Genomic DNA, 18173 nt, shown 5'->3' on the forward strand with positions numbered 1-18173 from the left:
GCGGGCGGCCGGGCTCGCGCCTCAGCGGCGCAGCGGCACCTCCCGCAGGGCCTCCACCACGTCCACCTCCTTGAGTGCGGCCACCACCCCCACGTCGTCGCGGACCCGCTGCACCACCTCGGCCGCCAGGGCCTCCCGCCCGGCGTCGTCGAGCTCCACACCGTCCTTGAGCACCACCAGGGCACGCGGCACCTGGCCCTTGAGCTGGTCGGCCACGCCCATGACCGCGCACTCGGCCACCGAGGGGTGCCCCGCGATCGCCTGCTCCAGCGAGCCGCTCGAGAGACGGTGCCCGGCCACGTTCAGCACGTCGTCGGTGCGGCCCAGGACGTGCACGTAGCCGTCGCCGTCCACCATCCCGCCGTCACCGGTGAGGTGGTGCCCGGGTGGGCCGAGAGGTAGCTGGAGACGTAGCGCTCGTCGTCGCCCCACAGCGTGGGCAGCGTGCCCGGCGGCATCGGCATCCGCAGGCAGATGGCTCCCAGCCGGGCGCACGCCAGCATCGCCACGACCGCCTGCGGCACCATCGGCAGGTAGATGACGACGGTGTCGCCCTTGCCGACGCCCAGGTCCCGCAACCCACTGGCGCAGCGGACCACCTCGTCGAGCAGCTCGCGTAGGTGTACGTCCGCTGCGTGCCGGTGACCGGGGAGTCGTACACGAGCGCCGCCTGCTCTCCGCGGCCGTGGATGACGTGACGGTCCAGCACGTTGAAGCACACCTTGAGCTCTCCGTCGGGGAACCACCGGTAGAGCGGTGCGTCGGCGTCGTCCAGGGCCCGGGTGGGGCGCTTCACCCAGTCGATGGCGCCGGCCGCCTCGAGCCAGAATCCCTCGGGGTCCTCCAGGCTGCGTCGGTGGACGTCGGCATAGGACCCGGATCCGGGGGTCGGGAGGTGCAGACTCATGGTCGTCCGCCTCTCCGCCGGCCGCGCCGGTCGTGCCGGCCATCGCCGAGTCACGGACGCCCCGCGGCTCCGCGTCGATTGTGGGCACGGCCACCCCGCAGCGTCGAGGGGGACGCCCGATCGTCAACCGGCCCGTGACCTCCCGCAGCCGGCCCCCGTGCGCCGGCACGACCTGCGGCGGCGCCACTCCCCCACTAGCCTCGAGGCATGCGCATCGGCAACACCGACGTCCGCCCCCTCGGCGGCGGCCCCGGCTGCCTGGCCATGATCCTGTTCTCCGTCATCGCCTCGGTCGCGCTGACGGTCCTGCTCAACCTGGCCGTCAACCTCTTCTGAGGCGAGCGGACCACGCACGTCGGGGGCCCGGGGACGTGACGTGCCCGGGCCCCCGACGTGCGCTCCTCAGGCGTCGACCCCGCGGCGCGTCCTGGCGTAGGTCACGACGTAGGCGGTGGTGGCCACGGTGACCAGGACGGCCGCGACGGGCATCGACGGGATGGACAGGGCGGCCACTGTCAGGTACACCGGCGAGCCGCCACCGTCCGCGATGGTCGACAACGCGACCAGGGCGAACAGCCCGATGACGAGCTCCGGCACAGGAATCCTCTGCCTGGCCATCCGGTCCCCGCTGCTCAGCCCTTGGCGGTGACGACCGGGCCGGTCCCCTCGCCGTCAACGGGCTCGCCCATCTCCTCGGCGATCCGCATCGCCTCTTCGATGAGGGTCTCCACGATCTGGCTCTCCGGGACAGTCTTGATGACCTCACCCTTGACGAAGATCTGGCCCTTGCCGTTGCCGCTGGCCACGCCGAGGTCGGCCTCGCGGGCCTCACCGGGGCCGTTGACGACGCAGCCCATGACGGCCACGCGCAGCGGGACGGTCATGCCCTCCAGGCCGGCGGTCACCTCATCGGCCAGCTTGTAGACGTCCACCTGGGCGCGGCCGCACGACGGGCAGGAGACGATCTCCAGCTTGCGGGGGCGCAGGTTGAGCGCCTGCAGGATCTGCGTGCCGACCTTGACCTCCTCCACCGGCGGGGCCGAGAGGCTCACGCGGATGGTGTCGCCGATGCCCTTGGCCAGCAGCGCGCCGAACGCCGTGGCGGACTTGATGGTGCCCTGGAAGGCCGGCCCGGCCTCGGTGACGCCCAGGTGCAGCGGCCAGTCGCCCTGCTCGGCGAGCATCTCGTAGGCGCGGATCATGACCACCGGGTCGTTGTGCTTGACCGAGATCTTGAAGTCGTGGAAGTCGTGCTCCTCGAACAGAGAGGCCTCCCACACGGCCGACTCCACGAGAGCCTCCGGGGTGGGGGCGCCGTACTTCTCGTAGAGTCGCTTGTCCAGCGAGCCCGCGTTCACGCCGATGCGCAGGGACACCCCGGCGTCCTTGGCGGCCCTCGCGATGGCGCCCACCTGGTCGTCGAACTTCTTGATGTTGCCCGGGTTCACGCGCACCGCCGCGCACCCGGCGTCGATGGCGGCGAAGACGTACTTGGGCTGGAAGTGGATGTCGGCGATGACCGGGATCTGGCTCTTGGCCGCGATGGCCGGCAGTGCGTCGGCATCGTCCTGGGTGGGGCAGGCCACGCGCACGATGTCGCAGCCGGCGGCCGTCAGCTCGGCGATCTGCTGCAGCGTGCCGTTGACGTCCGCCGTCTTGGTGGTGGTCATGGTCTGCACGCTCACCGGGGCGTCGCCGCCGACGAACAGGTCACCGACCTTGATCTTGCGGCTCCTGCGGCGCGGGGCGACGGTCTGCGGGGCGGGCGCGGGCATTCCCAGATCGGTCATGCCCCCAGTATCGCAAGCGGCTCAGCCGAGGCTCACCGGCGCCACGATGTCGGCGTAGATCAGCAGCAGGGACATGCCCAGCAGCACCACGGCCATGCCGGTGGCCAGCGGCATCATGCGGGCCACGTCGACGTACCCGGGGTCCGGCAGTCCGCGCAGGCGGGCCCACGCGCGTCGGGTCCCCTCCCACAGCGCGCCGGCCACGTGCCCACCGTCCAGGGGCAGCAGCGGCACGAGGTTGAACACGAACAGGGCCAGGTTGAGACCGGCCAGCAGGCTGCCCCAGAAGGCCACGCGCTCACCCCAGTCGAGGCCGAGCTCCTGGCTCGAGGTCACCTCCCCGGCCACGCGACCCACGCCGACCACCGACATCGGACCGTTGGGGTCGCGCTCCTCCAGACCCAGCACGGTCTGGCCCACGTCCCACAGGCGCGCCGGGATGGTGAACACCACCGAGGCGGTGCGCCACAGCCCGTCGCCGACCGCCGGGGGCACCGCCGAGAGCGGCTGGCGCACCATCTCGTGCGCCGGGGAGGCGCCCAGGTAGCCGACCTCCTCGGTGACCGGCTGGCCGTCGCGCTCGACGACCTCGCCGTCGACCACCTTCGGCCGCTCGCGCAGCACCGGGTGGGCGGTGAGCTCGACCCGCTCTCCGTCGCGCTCCACCACCAGCGGCAGGGGATGGTCGCCCCCGCTGCGGATGGCGTCGGTGACCTGCTGCCAGGAGTCCACCGGCGCACCGGCCACCTCCACGATGTGGTCACCCGGCCGGAGCCCGGCCGCGGCGGCGGGACTCGGGTCGTCCCCCGGACCGCACTGCGTGGCCTGCGGGTCGTCGGTCACGCACTCCACCACGGCCTTGACGGTCGTGGTCGGCTGGGCCGTGCCGTGCAGGGTCAGCAGCCCCGTGAGCAGCACCACGGCGATGAGCAGGTTCACCAGCGGCCCGCCGAGCATGATCATGACCTTGCGCCAGACCGGCAGCTTGTAGAAGACGCGGTCGGCGTCCTCGGGGCGCACCTCCTCCAGGGCCGCGGCGCGCGCGTCCTCGGAGACCTGGTCGAGCAGGCCGGTGGAGCTGCGGCGGACCGTGCCGGCCGGGTCCTCACGGCGCGGCGGCAGCATGCCGATCATGCGGATGTACCCGCCCAACGGGATTGCCTTGACGCCGTACTCGGTCTCCCCCCGGCGGGTGGACCACAGGGTGGGGCCGAAGCCGACCATGTACTGCGTGACCCGCACCCGCGAGGCCTTGGCCGGCAGCAGGTGGCCCACCTCGTGCAGGGCGATGGAGGCGCAGATGCCCAGGAAGACCACCAGCACGCCCAGCAGGTAGAGCATCACGCCGCGTGCCCCTCGATGGCGCGGTGGGCGGCCTCGCGGGCGCGGTCCTCGGCGGCCAGCACGTCGTCCAGGGTGAGCGACTCCTCTCCCCCGGCACCCAGCTGCTCCACCACCTGCGCGACGGTGTCCACGATGCCGGTGAACGGCAGCCGGCCGTCGTGGAAGGCCTCCACGCACTCCTCGTTGGCCGCGTTGTAGACCGCCGGGGCCGTGCCGCCGAGGCGACCCACGTGCACGGCGAGGTCCACCGCCGGGAAGGCCTCGGCATCGAGCGGGGCGAAGTCCCACTGCATGGGGGTGGTCCAGTCCGTGGGCTCGTCCACGTCGGTGAGCCGCTCCGGCCAGCTCAGCCCCAGCGCGATGGGCACGAGCATCCGCGGAGGCCCGATCTGGGCGATGGTGGAGCCGTCGTGGAACTCCACCATCGAGTGGATCTGCTGCTGCGGGTGCACCACCACCTGGATGCGCTCGTAGGGCACCCCGAAGAGCAGGTGGGCCTCGATGACCTCCAGGCCCTTGTTGACCAGCGTGGCCGAGTTGGTGGTGATGACGTGACCCATGGCGAAGTTCGGGTGGGCCAGGGCCTCGGCGGGCGTCACGCCCTCGAGCTCGGCGCGGGTGCGGCCGCGGAAGGGGCCGCCGGAGGCCGTCACGACCAGCCGGCGCACCTCCTGGGCGCGCCCGGAGGCCAGGCACTGGGCGATGGCGGCGTGCTCGGAGTCCACGGGCACGATCTGGTCGGGGCGTCGGCGTGCGGCCTCCACGAGCGGCCCGCCCACGATGAGCGACTCCTTGTTGGCCAGCGCCAGGGTGCTGCCGGCCTCGAGCGCCGCGAGGGTGGGACGCAGGCCGATGGACCCGGTGATGCCGTTGAGCACCACGTCCACGGGCTCAGCGGCCAGCTCGGTGGCGGCGTCCGGCCCCGTGAGCACGCGGGGGCGCAGCGCCTCGCCGCCCGGCGTGGCGGCCAGGGCGGCGCGCAGCTCGGCCTCGGTGCCCCGGGCGAGGGCCACCACCTCGGGACGGGCCGTCACCACCTGGCGGGCCAGGAGGGCCAGGTCGCTGCCGCCGGCCGCCAGCCCGTGGACGGTGAAGCGTCCGGGGTTCTGGTCGACGACCTGCAGGGCCTGGGTGCCGATGGAGCCGGTGGACCCCAGGAGCGTGACGCGGCGCGGAGACATGGGCGCCAGCGTACGGCCCACCCCCGGGGTCCCAGCGGGTGCTCAGCCCCGGCGCGCCAGCCGCTCCAGGTCGGCGCGGTCGCCGTGCACGCGGTTCACGTCGTACCCGTGGGCGTCCACGGGGTAGGCCTGCCAGATGGTGTGGGTGGCGCCGTGCATCGACCACGACTTGGGCGCGATGCCGGGGGCGCTGGAGTAGCGGGCCAGCCAGAGCTTCACGTCCGAGAAGTCGGCCGTGCCCACGCAGGTGTTCCACCAGTGGGCGTTGGTGTAGACGACCGGCTTGACCCCGGTGAGCTCCTCGTAGCGGGTGATGAAGTCCCGGGCCCAGGCGGCCATCTCGGCCTGGGACTTGCCGTAGCAGACCGGGCCGTAGGGGTTGTACTCCATGTCCAGCGCGCCAGGCAGGGTGCGGCCGTCCGGGCTCCAGCCGCCGCGGTGGGCCACGAAGTACTCGGCCTGCTGGCGTCCGGAGGAGACCTCCGGGTTGGCGAAGTGGTAGCTGCCCCGGAGCATCCCCTGCTCGGTGGCGCCCTTCCACTGGTCGCTGAAGGAGTCGGTGGCCAGGTAGGTGCCCTCGGTGGCCTTGATCCACACGAACTGGGCCGAGTGGTCGGTGAACCACTGCCAGTCCTCGATGGTGGTGTGGCCACTCGTGTCCACGCCGTAGGGGCCGTGGGTGAGCTCGGCCACCGGGTCGATGGGGGCGCGACCGAAGGCGGTGACGGAACCGGGCTCCTCGACGGGGAGGGTGGAGCCCATCGTGGCGCCCTCCCCCGAGGTGGGGAGGTCGTCCGGGGCGGCGTCGCCGGTGCCGCTGGCGACGGCCGGTGCGGAGAGGGCGGCGAGCAGGAGGGTGGCAGCAGCGAGCGTGCGGGTACGAGACATGAGTGCGCGTCCTGGTGAGGGGTCGGGGCGTGCGGGCCCGGGCACCCGGGCACCGTCGGGCAGGCTAGGGAGGCCCGCCCCACCCGTCCAGAGGCGCCCGGGTTCCTTGACCGAAAACTGACCGACCACCGTGTACCGGTCACCGCCGCAGGGCGTTTGGGCCCCCCGCGCCGCACCACTCTCAGTCGGCCAGGCCGAGGTACTGCGTGTCGAGATACTCCTCCACGCCCTCGTGACCGCCCTCGCGCCCCAGGCCGGAGTGCTTCACGCCGCCGAAGGGTGCCGCGGGCTGGGAGACCACGCCCATGTTGAGCCCGACCATGCCGGTCTGCAGGCCCGCCGAGAAGCGCATGAGCCGCGAGACGTCACGGGAGTAGACGAAGCCGACGAGGCCGAACTCGGTGTCGTTGGCCGCCGCCAGCGCCTCCTCCTCGGTGTCCACCACGTGCATCGGCGCCACCGGGCCGAAGACCTCCTCGGCCAGGAGGCGCGCCCCGGCCGGCACGTCGGCCAGCACGGTGGGCGCGTACCAGCTGCCGCCCTCGGGCAGGTCGGCGCGCAGCGCCGCGCTGGCCTCGGGGCCGCCGGTGGCCACGGTGGCACCGCGGTCCAGCGCGTCGGTGACGAGCTCGGTCACCTTGGCCAGGGCGTCGGCATCGACCAGGGGGCCCAGGTCCGTGCCCTCGTCGCCCCCGCGCCCGACCCGCCGGGCCGCGGCCGCCTCGGCCAGGCGGCGGGTGAACTCCTCGGCCACGCCGCGCTGCACCACGAAGCGGTTGGCCGCCGTGCAGGCCTGCCCGATGTTGCGGAACTTGGCCGCCATCGCACCCTCCACCGCGGCGTCCAGGTCGGCGTCGTCGAGCACCACGAACGGCGCGTTGCCGCCGAGCTCCATGGACGTGCGCAGCAGGCCCGGGGCCGCCTGCTCCTGCAGGGAGGTGCCCACCGGGGTGGACCCGGTGAAAGTCAGCTTGCGCAGCCGCGGGTCGGTGATGATGCGGGAGGACACCGCCTTCGCGTCGGCGGTGGTCACGAGGTTGACCACGCCCGCCGGCACACCCGCCTCGGCGAGCACGTCCACGAGCAGCATCGCGGTGAGCGGCGTGGCCTCGGCGGGCTTGAGCACCACCGTGCAGCCTGCCGCGAGCGCCGGGCCCACCTTGCGGGTGCCCATGGCCAGCGGGAAGTTCCACGGGGTGATGGCGTACACCGGCCCCACCGGCTTGCGGCGGGTGAGGATGGTGGACCCGCCGGCGGGGGCAGGCACCATGCGGCCCTCCAGGCGCACCGCCTCCTCGGAGAACCAGCGCAGGAACTCGGCGCCGTAGGCCACCTCGCCGCGGGACTCCTCGAGGGACTTGCCCATCTCCAGCGTCATGAGGGCGGCGACGTCCTCGGTGCGCTCGGTGAGCAGGTCGAAGGCGCGGCGGAGCACGTCCGAGCGCTCCCGGGCCGGGGTCGCTGCCCAGTCGGCCGCGGCCCCCACCGCGGCGTCCAGGGCGGCCACGCCGTCCTCGACGGTGGCGTCGGCCACCTCGCGCAGGACGGTGCCGTCGCTGGGGTCGGTGACGGCGAAGGTCCCGCCGCCGGTGGCCTCGCGCCACGCCCCGCCGACGTACAGGCCGGTCCAGGAGGCGGGTGCGAGGTCGTGGAGGCGCTGCTGCAGGTCTGCGTGGGAGGTCATGCCCCTCAGCCTGCCACTGCCTCCTGGGCCGCGCGCGCGATGGCGAGCTCCTCGTTGGTGGGGGTCACCAGCACCGCCACCGACGACTCCGGCGCGGAGACGACGGTGGAGCCGGCCGTACCCCGCGGCACCGAGGCGTTGGCCTGCTCGTCGAGCACCACCCCCAGTGCGGCCAGCCGCTCGCAGAGCTCGGCGCGCAGCTCCACGTTGTTCTCCCCGACGCCGGCGGTGAAGACCAGCGCGTCCAGGCCGCCCATCACGGCGTGGAAGGCCCCCACGTAGCGCACCAGGCGGTGCAGGGAGACGTCGAGGGCCAGCCGGGCCCGCTCGTCGCCGGCGGTGGCCGCGGCGCGCACCTCGCGCATGTCGCCCGTGCCGGTCATGCCCTTGAGGCCGCTGCGACGGTTGAGCAGCTCGTCGACCTCGCCGGCGCTCATGCCCTGACGTTGCAGGTGGAGGATGACGCCGGGGTCGAGATCGCCGGTCCGGGTGCCCATGACCAGGCCCTCCAAGGGCGTCATGCCCATGGTCGTGTCCACGGGCCGGCCGTAGCGCACCGCCGAGGCCGACGCCCCGTTGCCCAGGTGGAGCACCACCGTGCGCAGGTCCTCGCGGGAGCGGCCCAGGTCGCGCGCGGCGCGTTCGGAGACGTAGTCGTGGCTCGTGCCGTGGAAGCCGTACCGGGCGATGCGGTGGCGCTCGGCCACCTCGGCGTCCAGGGCGTAGGTGCGTGCCTCGGCCGGCAGGTCGGCGAAGAAGGCGGTGTCGAAGACACCCACGTGCGGCACCTGCGGCAGGTGTTGGCGGGCGGCCTCGATGCCCAGCACGTTGGCGGGGTTGTGCAGCGGCGCCAGCGGGGAGAGCTCGCGCACCACCTCCACCACGGCGTCGTCGAGGAGCACCGGTGCGGTGAAGCGGCGGCCGCCGTGGACGACGCGGTGGCCCACCACCTCGACCTCCTCCAGCAGGCCGCCCTCCCCCAGCCGGTCGAGCACCCAGCCGAGGGCCTCGGTGTGGTCGGTGAAGGGCTGCTGCACCCCGGACTCCTCGCCGCGCAGCACGAGCGTGGCCTCACCGGACGGCTCGCCGATGCGCTCCACCAGGCCCTTGGCGTGCACCTGGCCGGACCCGGGGTCGAGGACCTGGAACTTCACCGACGAGGAGCCGGCGTTGATGACGAGTGCGCTCACGAGGGGCTCCCTGCGGTGGACGGGGTGGTCTGGGTGGTGGCCGCCTGCACGGCGGTCATGAGGATGGTGTTGACGATGTCGTCCTCCAGCGCCCCGCGCGAGAGGTCGTTCACCGGGCTGGCCAGGCCCTGCAGCAGCGGGCCCACGGCGAGCGCCCCGGCCATGCGCTGCACGGCCTTGTAGGTGTTGTTGCCGGTGTTGAGGTCCGGGAAGACCAGCACCGTGGCCCGGCCGGCCACGTCGGAGTCCGGCATCTTGGAGGCGGCCACGGAGGGCTCCACCGCGGCGTCGTACTGGATGGGCCCGGCCACCGGCAGGTCGGGGGCCAGCTCGCGCACCCGCTCGGTGGCCGCGCGCACCTTCTCCACCTCCTTGCCGGAGCCGGACTCGCCGGTGGAGTAGCTGAGCATGGCCACCCGCGGCTCGATGCCGAAGGCGCGGGCCGTGGCGGCGCTGGCCACCGCGATGCCGGCGAGCTCGTCGCTCGTGGGCTCGGGGATGACCGCGCAGTCGGCGAAGACGAGCACGCGGTCGGCCAGGCACATGAGGAAGCAGCTGGAGACCTCCGTGCTGCCCGGGGCGGTGCCGATGACCTGGAAGGCCGGGCGGATCGTGTCGGCCGTCGTGTGGGCGGCACCGCTGACCATGCCGTCGCACTGCCCGTCGCGCACCAGCAGGGTGCCGAAGGTGTTGGGGTCGGTGACCACCGTCCGCGCGGTGGCCAGGGTCATGCCCTTGTGCTTCCGCAGCTCGGTGTAGAGCTCGGCGAGACGTTCGGCATCGGGGTCCGAGGCCGGGTCGCGCAGGGTGGCGCGGGAGAGGTCCACGCCCAGCTCGCGGGCACGGGCCGTCATCGCGTCCACGTCGCCGAGCACGGTCAGGTCCACCAGGTCGCGGGTGAGCACCCGGCCGGCGGCGCGCAGGATGCGGTCGTCCCCGCCCTCGGGGAGCACGAGGTGGCGGCGGCTGGCGGCGGCGCGTTCCACGAGCTGGTGCTGGAAGATCAGCGGCGTCACGGCCGAGGTGGGCCGCACGTCGAGCTGCTCCAGCACCCCCCGGGCGTCCAGGCGCCCGCCCACCAGGGCCAGCGCGGCGGCGGTCTTGCGGCCACTCCCCTGCCCCAGCAGGCCGCGTGCCCCCGCGGCGGCCCGGGCGGTCTCGTAGGTGTTGCCCGCGGTCTCGATGACGGGCAGCCGCAGGTTGAGGCCCTGCACCAGCGCCCGCACCTGCTCGCTCACCTCGAAGCCGCCGTTGAGCACCACGGCGCTGAGGGTCGGGAAGCCCTCGGAGGTGTGCGCCGCGATGAGGGTCAGCAGGATCTCCACACGGTCGCTGGCGGCGATGCACAGCTGGCCGTCGGCGAGACGCTCCAGGATGTGCTCGGGGTTCATGCCGCCCACGAGCACGTCCTCGACCTCCCGGTCCAGGGCGGCCTCGTCGCCCCACAGCAGGGTGCCCTCCACGGCGGCCATCACGTCGCGCACGGTGGGCGCCGAGAGCAGCGGCAGGTCCGGCACGGCGCCCAGCAGGGGCACCTCACCCCCGGACGACCGCGTGATCCCCGCGGCGCCGGCGGCCACGGCATCGGCCTCGGACTCCCCGCCGGTGACCCGGTTGACCACCACGCCGAGCACGTCCGCGTGCTGGGCCTCGGCCTCGTGGACGCACACCTCCACCACGGTGCGCACCTGCTCGGGCGTGCGGTCCTGCCCGTGCACCACGAGCACCATCGGGGCCGCGAGGTTGGCCGCCACGCGGGCGTTGAAGGAGAACTCGGTGGGGCCCGTGACGTCGGTGAAGTCCGACCCGAGCACGACGACCAGGTCGCACTCGTCGGCCAGCCGGTGGTAGGCCGTGAGCACCTGGGCCAGGGCCGCCTCCTCGTCGGCGTGCACCTTCTCGTAGGTGACGCCCACCGCGTCGGCCGGCGGCACGGAGGACCCCGCCCGGGTGAGCAGGGCCTGGAGGATGGGGTCGGCGTCGCGGTCCTCGGCGCGGGCGACGGGGCGGAAGACCCCGACCCGCTCGACCAGTCCGACGGCGGCGTCGACGAGGGCCAGGGCGACGGCGGACTTGCCGGTGCTGCCCTCCGGGGAGGCGACCATGACGGTGCGGGCGTTCATGGGCCCAACTCTGCCAGCACGCAGGGCCTGCTCCGGCCCGGGGGTGCGGGCTACGGTCGGGGCATGAGCACCGCCGGCCACCTGCCCGCCGTCCCCCTCGCCGGCCACCGGGAGCACCCGGTGACCCCGGCCCGCGAGGTGGCCACCACCGCCTCGCTGGAGCGCCTGCTGGACCGCGTGGAGGCCGGGCGGGACAGCCTCGACCGGGTGGCCCTGCAGGGTCTCGACCTGCGCCCGGTGGCCGACCGGCTGCTCGCCCTGCCCCCGGCGGCCCTCGCGGGCGTGGTGCTCTTCGGCGGGCAGGTTCCCACCCCGGTGCGCGACCACCTGCTGGCCGCCGGGGCCATCGTCTTCCCACCCGCCCCCGAGGCGCCGGTGCACCCCTACCGCGGGTGCACCTACACCTCCGAGGAGCTCTACGCCGGCCTCGACGCCCACGGGTACGCGGCCACCCCGGACGGGCGCGCCCACGCGTGGTTCCGCACCGAGCGCCTCGAGGGGGACCCCTACGTCTCGGTGCTGCGCGCCATCCACGACGACACGGTGGTGGACGCCCTCGTGGACGACCTGGCCGGCCACAGCGTGGTGGGGGTCATGGGCGGGCACGCCCTGCAGCGCGGCACCCCCGGGTACGCCGAGGCCGCGGCCCTGGGCCACGAGCTCGCGCGGGCCGGGCACCTGGTGCTCACCGGCGGCGGCCCCGGCGCGATGGAGGCGGCCAACCTCGGCGCGCTGGCCCCGGACCACGCCGCGCTCCAGGAGGCCCTGGCCCTCGTGGCCGTGGTGCCCGGGTTCGACGACGTGGCCGCCTGGGCGCGCGCCGGGTTCGCCGCCCGCGACACCCTGCTGCGCGCCGCCGGCGAGACGCCCGGTGCCGAGGCCTGCGCGGCCGCACCCGCCCGCCTGCGCAGCGTGGGCGTGCCCACCTGGTTCTACGGCCACGAGCCGCCCAACGTGCTGGCGCAGCGCATCGCCAAGCTGTTCTCCAACGCCGTCCGCGAGGACGTGCTGCTGGCCCGGTCCGACGCGGGCCTCGTGGTGCTCCCCGGCGCCGCCGGCACCGTGCAGGAGGTCTTCCAGGTGGCCACGCGCCTCTACTACGCCACGCCGGGCTGTGAGCTCGGGGCACTCGTGCTCGTGGGGCGGGAGCACTGGACGCGGAGCCTGCCGGTGTGGCCGCTGCTGGAGGCCCTCGGCACCGACCGCGCCCTGGGCGGCGTGCTGCACCTGGTGGACGACGTGCGCGAGGCCGCGCACCGCATCGGGCCCGCCTGAGTCAGGCCAGGGTGCCCTCCGGAGCGGCGGCCAGCTGCCCGCACGCGCCGTCGATGTCCGAGCCGCGGGTGTCGCGCACCGTGGTGGGGATGCCGGCGGCGCGCAGCCGCTCCACGAACTGCTGCTCCACGCCGGGGCGCGAGGCGGTCCACTTGGAGCCCGGCGTCGGGTTGAGCGGGATGGGGTTGACGTGCACCCAGCCGCGGCCGCGGGCGTTGAGCTTCTCCCCCAGCAGGTCGGCGCGCCAGGCGTGGTCGTTGATGTCGCGGATGAGGGCGTACTCGATGCTCACGCGCCGGCCCGTGGCCTGGTAGTAGCGGTACGCGGCGTCCAGCGCCTGGTCCACGTTCCACCGGGTGTTGATGGGAACCAGCTCGTCGCGGAGCTCGTCGTCCGGGGCGTGCAGGCTGAGCGCCAGCGTGGCGGGCACGCCCTCGGCGGCGAACTTGTCGATGGCGGGCACCAGGCCCACTGTGCTCATCGTCAGGCCGCGGGCGCTCATCCCCAGCCCGTGCGGGGCAGGCTCCACCATGCGCCGCACGGCGTCGACCGCGCGACGGTAGTTGGCCAGGGCCTCGCCCATGCCCATGAACACCACGTTGTGCACCCGCAGCGGGCCGCCGGCCGCCATCGGGGTGTCCAGCGGGTCCTCGGTCCCGTCCAGCGCGGGGTCGGCGTCGTTCTCACCCAGCTCCACCTGGCCCTCGGCGAGCTCCGGCGGCGGGGTGAGCCCGGGCGCCTCGGGGTCGTTGAGCATGCGGTTGGCCGCCACCAGCTGGCCCACGATCTCGGCGGTGGACAGGTTGCGGGTCAGGCCCTGCTGCCCGGTGGCGCAGAAGGGGCAGTTCATGCCGCACCCGGCCTGGCTGGAGAGGCACAGCGTCACGCGGCGCGGGTAGCGCATGAGCACCGACTCCACCAGCGCCCCGTCGTGGAGGCGCCAGAGGGTCTTGACCGTGGCGCCGTCGTCGGCACGCTGCACGCTCACCGGGGTGAGCAGACGCGGCATGAGGGCGCGCACGGTCTCCTCGCGGCCGGCCTTGGGCAGGTCCGTCATCGCGGCCGGCTCGTCGGTCCACCGCTCGAAGAAGTGCTTGGAGAGCTGGCTGGCGCGGAAGGCTGGCCAGCCGGCCTCGGTGACCGCCGCCCTGCGGCCGTCCATGTCGAGGTCCGCCAGGTGCTGCGGCGGCTTGCCACGGCGCGGGGCGGTGAAGGTGAGCTGGCCCGGGGCGGGCGGCTGGGTGGTGGGCTGCGGCAGGTCGGTCATCGCCCCCATCATCGCACTGCCACCACACCCCGGGCAGGGCGCGAGGCGGGACCACCGGGTCCGGGCGGTCAGGGCGTGGGCACCGCCACCGCGAGGATGGCCCAGGCCACCGGCGCGGCCACCAGCAGGGAGTCGAGGCGGTCCATGATGCCGCCGTGGCCCGGCAGCAGGTTGCTCATGTCCTTGACGCCCAGGTCACGCTTGAGGGAGGACTCGGCGAAGTCCCCCACCGTGGCCGCCAGCGCCACCGTCACGCCGAGCAGCGGGCCCACCCACAGCGGCCCGGGCAGCACCCACGCCATCACCGCCAGTCCCCCCAGGGCGGCCGCGCACACCGACCCGGCGAAGCCCTCCCAGGACTTCTTGGGGCTCAGGTGCGGCGCCATCGGGTGGCGGCCGAAGCGCACCCCCGCGGCGTACCCGCCGACGTCCGAGCAGGCCACGAGCAGCACCAGGGCCACCACGCGCTGCACGCCGTCCGCCGGGGAGACCAGCAGCACCGCGCACGCCGCGAGCGCCCCCACGTAGCCCGTCACCAGCGCGGCGCCGGTCACGTCCGCGATGGCGCGGGGGACCCCCGCCGAGGCCGGGTGGTAGGGGTCCTCCCGGTCGTCGCGCTGCGGGCGGTAGGCCCTCCACACCACCTGGAGCGCCACCATCGCCACGGCGGACACCGCGAGCCCCGACCCACCGGCGAACCAGGTGGACCAGGCGATCACCATCGGGCCCACCACGGTGGGGACCCACGGCACCCGGATGCCGCCCGGGCGGTGGCGCAGCGCCTGCATCAGCTCCCAGGCCGCCACCGCACCGGCGGCGCCGGCGAGCAGCACGAAACCCTCGCGCCGGATCACCAGGGAGACGATGATCAGCGTCGCGAGGGCGAGTGCGACCGTGATGGCCGCCGGCAGGTTGCGGCCGGCGCTCGGTGTGGCGGACACGGGATCGGTGTGGGCCGGGTCAGACCTCGAGGAGCTCGGCCTCCTTGGCCTTCAGGATCTCCTCCACCTGGTCGGTGTGCTTCTTCGTGAGGGCCTCGAGCTCCTTCTCGCCACGGGCGCCCTCGTCCTCGCCGATCTCGCCGTCCTTGACCAGCTTGTCGATCTGCTCCTTGGCCGCACGGCGCACGTTGCGCAGGGACACGCGGGCCTCCTCGCCCTTGCCCTTGGCCAGCTTGATGTACTCCTTGCGGCGCTCCTCGGTGAGGGCCGGCAGCACGCAGCGGATCTGGTTGCCGTCGTTGGACGGGTTCACGCCCAGCTCGGACTCGCGCAGGGCCTTCTCGATGGCGGACATCGCCGACTTGTCGAAGGGCTGCACCATGATCGTGCGGGCCTCGGGCACCTGGAAGGACGCCAGCTGCTGCAGCGGGGTCGGGGCGCCGTAGTAGTCGACCATGATCTTGGAAAACATGCCGGCGTGGGCACGGCCGGTGCGGATGTCCGCCATGTCCTCGTGGGCGACCTCGATGGCCTTCTCCATCTTCTGCTGGGCCTCGGTCAGCGCGTCCTTGACGGTCATGCGGAACTCCTGTGTCTCGTGGTGGTTCGGGGTGGCCGTGCGGGGCCGGTGGTGCCGGTCCGGCTCAGTCGGCCGTGACGATGGTGCCGATTCTCTCACCACGCAGGGCCTGCGCGATGGCGCCCTCGCCCTGCATGCCGAAGACCATCATCGGCAGCTTGTTCTCCATGCACAGCGAGAAGGCGGCGGCGTCGGCGATGCGGAGCTGCTTGGCCAGGGCCTCGGCGAAGGTGAGGTGCTCGTAGCGCTCGGCGGTGGGGTCGGTGTGGGGGTCGGCGCTGTAGACGCCGTCGACGCCCGACTTGCTCATGAGCACCTCGTCGCACTTGATCTCCAGCGCGCGCTGGGCGGCCACGGTGTCGGTGGTGAAGAAGGGCATGCCCGCCCCGGCGCCGAAGATCACCACGCGCCCCTTCTCGAGGTGGCGGATGGCGCGGCGCGGAATGTACGGCTCGGCGACCTGGGTCATCTCGATGGCGGTCTGCACGCGCGTGTCCACGCCCTCGGCCTCGAGGAAGTTCTGCAGCGCCAGGCAGTTCATGACCGTGCCGAGCATGCCCATGTAGTCGGCCCGGGTGCGCTCCATGCCCTTGGTCTGCAGCTCGGCGCCGCGGAAGAAGTTGCCGCCGCCCACCACGATGGCCACCTGCACGCCCTCGCGGACGGCATCGGCGATCTGGGCGGAGATGCCCTTCACCACGTCGGGGTCCACGCCGACCGACCCGCCACCGAACACCTCTCCGGACATCTTTAGCAGCACCCGGCGTGCTGCGGTGCTCTGCTCTGCGGTCGTGCTCATCGGCTGGCCTCCTGGGTCACGGTGCGGCGGGCCTTCGGGCCCGGACGATCCTTGCACACCCTCCCGGCGGGGACGCCGAAGGGCCCACCCCGTGCGGGGTGGGCCCTTCGTGCGGTGCAGGGATCAGGCCTGCAGGTCGGAACCGACCTTGAAGCGCACGAAGCCGGTGACCTCGGCGCCGGCCTCCTCGGCCACCTTGGCCACGGACTTCTTGGGGTCCTTGGCGAAGGGCTGGTCGAGCAGCACGTTGTCCTTGAAGAAGGCGTTCACGCGGCCCTCGATGATCTTCGGCAGGGCCTGCTCCGGCTTGCCCTCCTCCTTGGCCGTCTCCTCGGCGATGCGACGCTCGTTCTCCACCACGGTGGGGTCGATCTCGTCGCGGGTGAGGGCGGTGGGGGCGAAGGCGGCGGCGTGCATGGCCACGTCGCGGCCGATCTGCTCGTCGGTGCCGGTGGTGGCCACGAGCACACCGATCTGCGCCGGCAGGTCCGGCGAGGTCTTGTGCAGGTAGGCCACGACCTGGCCCCCCTCGGGGGCGGTCAGGCGAGCGAGGTTGCGCACCTCGATCTTCTCGCCGATCTCGGCGTTGGAGGAGTCCAGCAGCGCCTGGACGGTCTGGCCGTCCAGCTCGGAGGACAGCAGCGCCTCGGCGGAGTCGATCTGCTGCTCGGCGGCGTGGCCCAGCACCTTGTCCGCCAGGGCGATGAACTTCTCGCCCTTGGCCACGAAGTCGGTCTCGCAGTTGATCTCGAGCAGGGTGCCCGCACCGTTGCCGGTGTGCGCGGCGACCAGGCCGTTGGAGGCCGAGCGGCCCTCACGCTTGGTCACACCCTTGAGGCCCTTGATGCGCAGGGCCTCCTTCGCGGCCTCGATGTCGCCGTTCGACTCGTCGAGGGCCTTCTTGACGTCCAGCATCCCGGCGCCGGTCTGCTCACGCAGGGCCTTGATGTCAGCAGCGGTGTAGTTCGCCATGAACCTTCGTTGCTCCTTCGGTGTGGTGGATCTGCGGTCGGTTCGGGTGGCTCAGGCCTGGGCGGAGTCGGTGGACTCGCCCTCGGCGGCGGCGGCGGCCTCGGCGGGCGCCTCGGTGGCGGCCGGGGTCTCGGCACCCTCACCGGCGAGCAGCTCGCGCTCCCACTCGGCCATGGGCTCGTCGGCGGCGGCGTTGCCCCCACCGTTGCGGGCCATGAGGCCCTCGGCGGCGGCGTCGGCCACGATGCGGGTCAGCAGCGAGACGGAGCGGATGGCGTCGTCGTTGCCCGGCACGGCGTAGTCGACCTCGTCGGGGTCGCAGTTGGTGTCCAGGATGGCGATGACCGGGATGCGGAGCTTGCGGGCCTCGGTGACGGCCAGGTGCTCCTTCTTGGTGTCCACGACCCAGACCGCGGAGGGGGTGCGGGTCATGTCGCGGATGCCGCCCAGGGTGCGGTCGAGCTTGTCGAGCTCGCGCTTGAGGACCAGCAGCTCCTTCTTGGTGCGGCCGGAGTTGGCCACGTCGTCGAAGTCGATGGCCTCGAGCTCCTTCAGGCGCTCCAGGCGCTTGGCCACGGTCTGGAAGTTGGTGAGCATGCCGCCCAGCCAGCGGTGGTTCACGTAGGGCATGCCCACGCGGGTGGCCTGCTCGGCGATGGTCTCCTGGGCCTGCTTCTTGGTACCGACGAACAGGATGGTGCCGCCGTGGGCCACGGTCTGCTTGACGAACTCGTGGGCCTCGTTGAGGTAGGTCAGCGACTGCTGCAGGTCGATGATGTAGATGCCGTTGCGCTCGGTCATGATGAAGCGCTTCATCTTGGGGTTCCAGCGACGGGTCTGGTGTCCGAAGTGGACGCCGCTCTCGAGGAGCTGGCGCATGGTGACGACGGCCATGCCGAGGTCTCGCTTTCTGATGGGGTGCAGTTGTCTCCTGGCCCGGGTGGCGCACCCCACCCCGCGTCCGGGTGGACGGTCGGGGACCACGGGCGCGCGGGTCGAGACCCGGGCGCGAATTCGCGCTCACCGGCGGCGGGCCCGGATTCCTCGGAAGGTCTCGGGCACACCGACAGATCACACGTGTCCCCGAGTCTATCCCACGGCGAGACGTGCCCCTGCGCGACGCCCTCGCCTGTGGGCCCACGTAGGGCCCCCTCCCGGCGTCCACAGGGGGCCGCGCGACCCGCCACGGGTGCAGCTCCTCCCCCGGCAGCCTCGCGGCATGGACACCTCGC

16 protein-coding genes and 1 pseudogene are annotated in these 18173 nt (G+C 73.3%); 2 read left to right on the forward strand and 15 right to left on the reverse strand.

All coding sequences use genetic code 11. From position 1 onward, the window contains the following. Positions 1-45: 45 nt before the first annotated feature. Positions 46-907: pseudogene (locus tag ACFFHC_RS02020) on the reverse strand (AMP-binding protein); the annotation flags it as partial. Between the two features lie 207 nt (positions 908-1114). Here ACFFHC_RS02020 and ACFFHC_RS02025 point away from each other — a divergent pair. Then, positions 1115-1243: a hypothetical protein gene (locus ACFFHC_RS02025; RefSeq protein ID WP_256374409.1), complete on the forward strand. Its 129-nt coding sequence runs from the start codon at positions 1115-1117 to the stop codon at positions 1241-1243. 66 nt (positions 1244-1309) lie between these two features. Here the strand turns inward: ACFFHC_RS02025 and ACFFHC_RS02030 are convergent, their stop codons facing one another. From ACFFHC_RS02030 to pta, 8 genes are all read right to left on the reverse strand, one after another. Next, positions 1310-1504 carry a hypothetical protein gene (locus ACFFHC_RS02030; RefSeq protein WP_070703433.1) on the reverse strand — a complete coding sequence of 65 codons (195 nt, stop codon included), beginning with the start codon at positions 1502-1504 and terminating at the stop codon, positions 1310-1312. A gap of 35 nt (positions 1505-1539) precedes the next feature. Next, positions 1540-2697, reverse strand: coding sequence for a flavodoxin-dependent (E)-4-hydroxy-3-methylbut-2-enyl-diphosphate synthase (gene ispG, locus ACFFHC_RS02035; RefSeq protein WP_070703434.1), 1158 nt, complete (start codon positions 2695-2697; stop codon positions 1540-1542). Positions 2698-2718: 21 nt separating this feature from the next. Then, positions 2719-4038: a M50 family metallopeptidase gene (locus ACFFHC_RS02040; RefSeq protein WP_101849447.1), complete on the reverse strand. Its 1320-nt coding sequence runs from the start codon at positions 4036-4038 to the stop codon at positions 2719-2721. Continuing rightward, positions 4038-5222, reverse strand: a complete 1185-nt coding sequence (gene dxr / locus ACFFHC_RS02045) for a 1-deoxy-D-xylulose-5-phosphate reductoisomerase (RefSeq protein WP_101849435.1) — start codon at positions 5220-5222, stop codon at positions 4038-4040. Before dxr ends, ACFFHC_RS02040 begins: the two co-directional genes overlap by 1 nt. 42 nt (positions 5223-5264) lie before the next feature. Continuing rightward, complete coding sequence (locus ACFFHC_RS02050; protein WP_070705888.1) at positions 5265-6110, reverse strand: GH25 family lysozyme; 846 nt, start codon at positions 6108-6110, stop codon at positions 5265-5267. A gap of 181 nt (positions 6111-6291) precedes the next feature. Further along, complete coding sequence (locus ACFFHC_RS02055) at positions 6292-7794, reverse strand: NAD-dependent succinate-semialdehyde dehydrogenase (protein ID WP_379802635.1); 1503 nt, start codon at positions 7792-7794, stop codon at positions 6292-6294. Positions 7795-7799: 5 nt separating this feature from the next. Then, positions 7800-8984 (reverse strand): acetate/propionate family kinase, encoded by a 1185-nt coding sequence (locus ACFFHC_RS02060; protein WP_379802638.1) that lies wholly within the window; start codon positions 8982-8984, stop codon positions 7800-7802. Next, the gene (pta, locus tag ACFFHC_RS02065; protein WP_379802640.1) at positions 8981-11107 is read right to left on the reverse strand and encodes a phosphate acetyltransferase; all 2127 of its coding nucleotides are present in this window, start codon (positions 11105-11107) and stop codon (positions 8981-8983) included. Before pta ends, ACFFHC_RS02060 begins: the two co-directional genes overlap by 4 nt. A 63-nt stretch (positions 11108-11170) precedes the next feature. Between pta and ACFFHC_RS02070 the strand changes: the two genes are divergently transcribed. After that, on the forward strand, positions 11171-12382 hold the full coding sequence (locus ACFFHC_RS02070; protein WP_379802643.1) for an LOG family protein: 1212 nt from the start codon (positions 11171-11173) through the stop codon (positions 12380-12382). Position 12383: 1 nt separating this feature from the next. Here ACFFHC_RS02070 and rlmN read toward each other — a convergent pair whose 3' ends face one another. The 6 genes from rlmN to rpsB form a co-directional block, all read right to left on the reverse strand. After that, a complete protein-coding gene (gene rlmN / locus ACFFHC_RS02075) occupies positions 12384-13649 on the reverse strand; it encodes a 23S rRNA (adenine(2503)-C(2))-methyltransferase RlmN (RefSeq protein ID WP_070704672.1) in 1266 nt (421 codons plus the stop codon). Between the two features lie 68 nt (positions 13650-13717). Beyond that, on the reverse strand, positions 13718-14590 hold the full coding sequence (locus tag ACFFHC_RS02080) for a phosphatidate cytidylyltransferase (RefSeq protein WP_070704669.1): 873 nt from the start codon (positions 14588-14590) through the stop codon (positions 13718-13720). 19 nt (positions 14591-14609) lie between these two features. Then, positions 14610-15170 carry a ribosome recycling factor gene (gene frr / locus ACFFHC_RS02085; protein ID WP_070704666.1) on the reverse strand — a complete coding sequence of 187 codons (561 nt, stop codon included), beginning with the start codon at positions 15168-15170 and terminating at the stop codon, positions 14610-14612. Positions 15171-15234: 64 nt separating this feature from the next. Next, positions 15235-15969, reverse strand: a complete 735-nt coding sequence (gene pyrH / locus ACFFHC_RS02090; RefSeq protein WP_070704663.1) for a UMP kinase — start codon at positions 15967-15969, stop codon at positions 15235-15237. Between the two features lie 123 nt (positions 15970-16092). Further along, positions 16093-16941, reverse strand: a complete 849-nt coding sequence (gene tsf, locus ACFFHC_RS02095; protein WP_070704660.1) for a translation elongation factor Ts — start codon at positions 16939-16941, stop codon at positions 16093-16095. Positions 16942-16992: 51 nt separating this feature from the next. Then, positions 16993-17835 (reverse strand): 30S ribosomal protein S2, encoded by an 843-nt coding sequence (rpsB, locus tag ACFFHC_RS02100; protein WP_070704657.1) that lies wholly within the window; start codon positions 17833-17835, stop codon positions 16993-16995. Positions 17836-18173: the final 338 nt, after the last annotated feature.

This window comes from Kytococcus schroeteri (genome assembly GCF_042433515.1).
In the GTDB taxonomy this organism is placed as follows: domain Bacteria; phylum Actinomycetota; class Actinomycetes; order Actinomycetales; family Dermatophilaceae; genus Kytococcus; species Kytococcus schroeteri.